3 protein-coding genes and 1 pseudogene are annotated in these 4051 nt (G+C 68.1%); 3 read left to right on the top strand and 1 reads right to left on the bottom strand.

All coding sequences use genetic code 11. The features are described from left to right. Positions 1-738, top strand: a pseudogene (locus ACFWIA_RS23480) (hypothetical protein); the annotation flags it as partial. Here ACFWIA_RS23480 and ACFWIA_RS23475 read toward each other — a convergent pair. Further along, the gene (locus tag ACFWIA_RS23475; protein WP_387008150.1) at positions 728-1216 is read right to left on the bottom strand and encodes a hypothetical protein; all 489 of its coding nucleotides are present in this window, start codon (positions 1214-1216) and stop codon (positions 728-730) included. The pseudogene ACFWIA_RS23480 and the gene ACFWIA_RS23475 overlap by 11 nt on opposite strands. Here ACFWIA_RS23475 and ACFWIA_RS23470 point away from each other — a divergent pair. Together ACFWIA_RS23470 and ACFWIA_RS23465 are read left to right on the top strand one after the other, a co-directional pair. Next, positions 1215-2276 carry a hypothetical protein gene (locus ACFWIA_RS23470; RefSeq protein WP_387008148.1) on the top strand — a complete coding sequence of 354 codons (1062 nt, stop codon included), beginning with the start codon at positions 1215-1217 and terminating at the stop codon, positions 2274-2276. The two genes, ACFWIA_RS23475 and ACFWIA_RS23470, sit on opposite strands and share 2 nt — an antisense overlap. 401 nt (positions 2277-2677) lie before the next feature. Beyond that, complete coding sequence (locus ACFWIA_RS23465; protein ID WP_387008158.1) at positions 2678-3949, top strand: phosphatase PAP2 family protein; 1272 nt, start codon at positions 2678-2680, stop codon at positions 3947-3949. Positions 3950-4051: the final 102 nt, after the last annotated feature.

The following is a 4051-nucleotide window of genomic DNA, read 5'->3' as shown; positions in this document are numbered from 1 at the left end:
AGACAGGCGCAAGCCGACTTCCGTCTCGGACACCACACCCTCAGCCTCAGAAAGCCAGAACGGACCCGACAGTCCCACCAGCATCAGCACCCCAGCGGGCGCAAAGGCGCTGATAACACCGCACTAGTGATGAAAACGACCTCTAAGAACGGGGGCGGCCCGTTCACCGCCTGGGCGACGGTCTTCGAGCGGACATCCGACCGGATCCGGGCTCGCTTCGAGCCCCGGTTCCCGCACGTGTGGCCCCACCGATGTCGCCACACGTTCTCGATGAGGACCTTGGAATACCTGGTGAGCGGGCACTACCGGCAGGCGGCGAAGCTGGTGAGGGACACCGACGCCGATGCCGCGATGGTCTTCTATCTCTCCAAGGCCGACCCGCTGCTGGTGCTGCGCGATCTGTTGGGTCACTCAACTGTTCTGACCACGGAAAAGTACCTCAGCTACCCCGACCAGATCGAGTGGTTCAAGTCCCAGCTCGATGCCCGGCGCCAAGCGGGAACCACGGCCAAGGACACCACGAAGCGCGAGGACGACCTTGCACGGCTCCGCCGGGAGAACACCGACCTCCGCAAGCAGCTGAGGATCTATGCCGAGGCCATGCGCCAGCTGACCATGGATAAAGCCGCCCTGGAGGAACAGGTCCAGAGCCTTGCCGGGATCACCAGCCTCGACGAGCGCCGCCGCAGGCAAGCAGCCGAATCGGTTGATCCCGTCACTGGGCCGTTCACCAGCTGAGGCCGTTCCCCTTGCCATACACCGGCGTCACGCCGGACAGAGGGGACACCAACCACGCCTTACTCAGCACACCAGGCCATTCCTCTGCGATCTCGTGGATCAGCTGCCCGACCACTGGGGGCGGCAGGTCGAAGACCGGCTCGGGCTTCTTCTTCCCCTGGCTGAGCATGGGCCGGCTGTCGATGAGCAGCCCGATCGGTCTGCTCGCTGCCACGGCACGGACTCCCGCCAGCTGCTTTCGCAGCTTGCTCTCGATGGCGCGTCCGATGCTGGGACGGATCTCGCTGATGTTGAACCGCCAGCGCCCGTCGGCAGTGAAGCGTCCCGACCAGCCGGAAGTAATGTCGGTGCAGGAGATGATCACACGACGGTTGTCGGGGCAAGGCCAGAACCCGATGGTCGGCACGGGGAAGGGTCCCCGGGGCAGCTGCCTCATATCGACGAACGGCTTGCCTCGCTTGATTGCCTTGCTGGCCATGGCGACGACCTGGGCATACAATCGGTCGCCCGCTTTTCTGGACACGCCCATCCACGGCCCGGCGGCCACGCGGACGATCAGACCACCGCCAGGAGCGTCCGCCGCGAGGTCGGTCAGCTACACCAAGAGGTTCGAAGCCGACGACTTCGCCAAGGTCACCGCGACCCTCGGTGCCTCCGTCCAGGGGAAGAAGGGGCACACGACGGCGCTGGGCGGGAAGGAGCGGTTCGACTTCAACTCCGCGTACTCCTTCGCCCTCCCCGGCTCCCGGACCCACCATCTGGCCACGGACGGGAAGGCGAACCTCTGGTCCCTGTCCGGGTCGCAGCACCTCGACGTCCACGGGTCGGAGGAGATCGAGTACACCGCCCCGGAACGGGAGTTCCGCCCGGGCACGAGCCACCGGATGACCCTCGGCTCCGCCGTGCACTCCCCGCTGATGCACGAGCAGACCGGTGTCTTCCGCGAGGGGAACAGGCTCAAGGCGTTCGTGCCGCTGTTCTCGGACGGCCGGGGCAACGTCGGCCAGTCCTGGTACTCCTCGGCCAAGACCACCCTCCACCAGGGCACCACCAAGATCGGGGAGGTGGACAACACGCCGGAGACCTGGAAGTCCTACGCGGTCGGCGCCGACGACGCCGAGTACACCCTGGCCACCTCGGCCACGCGCGACCGTACGGTCTCCGAGGTCGGCACCCGCATCGACGGCTCCTGGACCTTCCGCAGCGCGAAGCCGCCGACGGACGGGCAGACGCGCACCGGGCTGTCCACCGTGCGGTTCGGTGCCCAGGTCGACCTGGACGGCACCGTTGCGGCGGACCGTACGGTGACCTTCCCGGTGACGGTGCAGGGGCCCGCGGCGGGTGCGGGGCTGAAGTCCCTCGCCGTCTCGGTCTCCTACGACGGCGGTACGACCTGGCAGCAGACGCCCGTCGCCAAGGGGAAGATCACCGTCAAGAACCCCGCCCGGGGGCAGACGGTAGCCCTGCGTGGCGAGGTCGCCGACACCCGGGGTGGCAAGGCCAGCGTGACCGTGTACGACGCGTACCGCGGCAAGTAACCGCCGGTGCACGCAAGAAGGTCCCCTCGCCCGTGAACCGGGCGGTGGGGACCTTCCTCGTCGGGGGGAGAGAGAGGGGAGGACGGCCTCTTCGACGGCCGTCCGCTCGCCGACCCCGCCTGCCCGGCCGGTGGCCGTGCCTGCTGGCGACGGGGGCGGGACGCTCGGTAGCGGACCAGGTCGGCAGCCGGGACCACCCGAGCGGATTCGATAACATGACCGGATTATCGGTGATCGTCCTGCCCCCCGACCCCGCTTGGAACGTGCCGCCCGGCGCGGAGAACGACCGTCCCATCGAATCCAATAACAAATCGGCCAAACAGTTGATACGTGTAATATCGCAGTTTTTCTCACGAATAGGTTGCAGGACTGGGTTCGCTGCATGGCGTCAACCGCGGGTGCTGCTGTGGGCCACGGCGAGTGTGGTGGCCCTCGCGTTCCTGGTCGCACTGGAGATCGCCGCGCGTCGTTACGACCTGCCGGGGCCGATCGTCCACCAGGCGCGAGAGGTGGTGCTCCGTCCCGCGTCCGGGCCCCTGCTGTACGCCAGCATGGCGCTGATGATGGTGGTGCTCACCTGGCGGCAACGCTTCATCTCCGCCGGAATCGCGGTCGGCATCGACATCGTCTTCGCACTCGTGCGGTGGCCGCTCGGCGCCGAGCAGGGGTACGGCAACGGCGCGTTGTGGGTGGTCATCGGCTGGGCGGTCATCGCGGTGGCGCGTCGCACCGGCCCGGAGCGCATCTTCCTGCTGAAGGGCGTCGGGCTGGGCCTGCTCCTGGTGGCCGGCCGGAAGACCGGTGACACCTGGCTGCTGATCACGTCGAAGACCCGCCCCGAGGTGCTCGACCAGTACGTGGCGACCGCCGATCACGCGCTGGGCAACCCGTCGTGGTGGGTGGGCCGACTGGTCAATGCCACCGGCCCGATCGGCGCCAACGTCCTGGACTGGGTCTATGTGAAGCTCGCGGTCGCCGCGGTCGTCTTCGCCGTGTACCAGCTGCGTCACGTGGCCGCCGAACGGCGGTTCCCGGGACACCACCTGGTGCGCACCTTCCTGGTCATCGGACTGCTCGGCCCCGGCATCTACATGATCTTCCCCGTGGTGGGGCCGATCTTCGCCTACGGCGCCGACGGCGGGCACTGGGCGGTGGCGAACCTGTGGCCGGACACCTCGCCGAGTCTCACCACCCCCCAACACATGCCCTTCGACGAGATCACCCCGCGCAACTGCATGCCGAGCCTGCACACGGCATGGGCCGTCGCGATCTTCCTCCACTCCCGGAAGGGGCCGCGCCTGCTGCGGCTCGGAGGCACGATCTGGCTGATCGCCACGCTCAGCGCGACACTGGGATTCGGCTACCACTACGGTGTCGACCTCGTGGCCGGTGTGGTGTTCACCCTCACCATCGAGGCGGCGCTGCGTGCGCTCGACCGCGGCTGGGACCGGGCGGGCGTCGTGCTGGTCGCCTACGGTGCAACGGTCTTCACCGCGTTCCTGATCTCGTACCGCTACCTGTCGATGGAGATGGCCACCTACCCGTGGGTGTTCGGCCCCCTCCTCATCGTGGCGATGAGTTCGGTGATCTACCTCTACCTGCGGACCACCAAGGCGTGGGACGCGAAGCCCGCCCCCACGCGGCAGCCGAACCAGCGCTTCGAACTGGTGTGAGCCCGGTCGGTGGCGACCCCCGACGGGGGGGGGGCCCCCCCGGGCCCGGTTCCCCCGTGGCGGCAGGGCCCGACGCCCACGAAGTTAAAAAGGCGGGGGTGG

Origin of the sequence: Streptomyces sp. NPDC127068, from assembly GCF_042724695.1 — a bacterium.
GTDB lineage: Bacteria > Actinomycetota > Actinomycetes > Streptomycetales > Streptomycetaceae > Streptomyces.
Note: the sequence above shows the minus strand (reverse complement) of the source record. Positions and strands in the feature narration are given on the sequence as shown.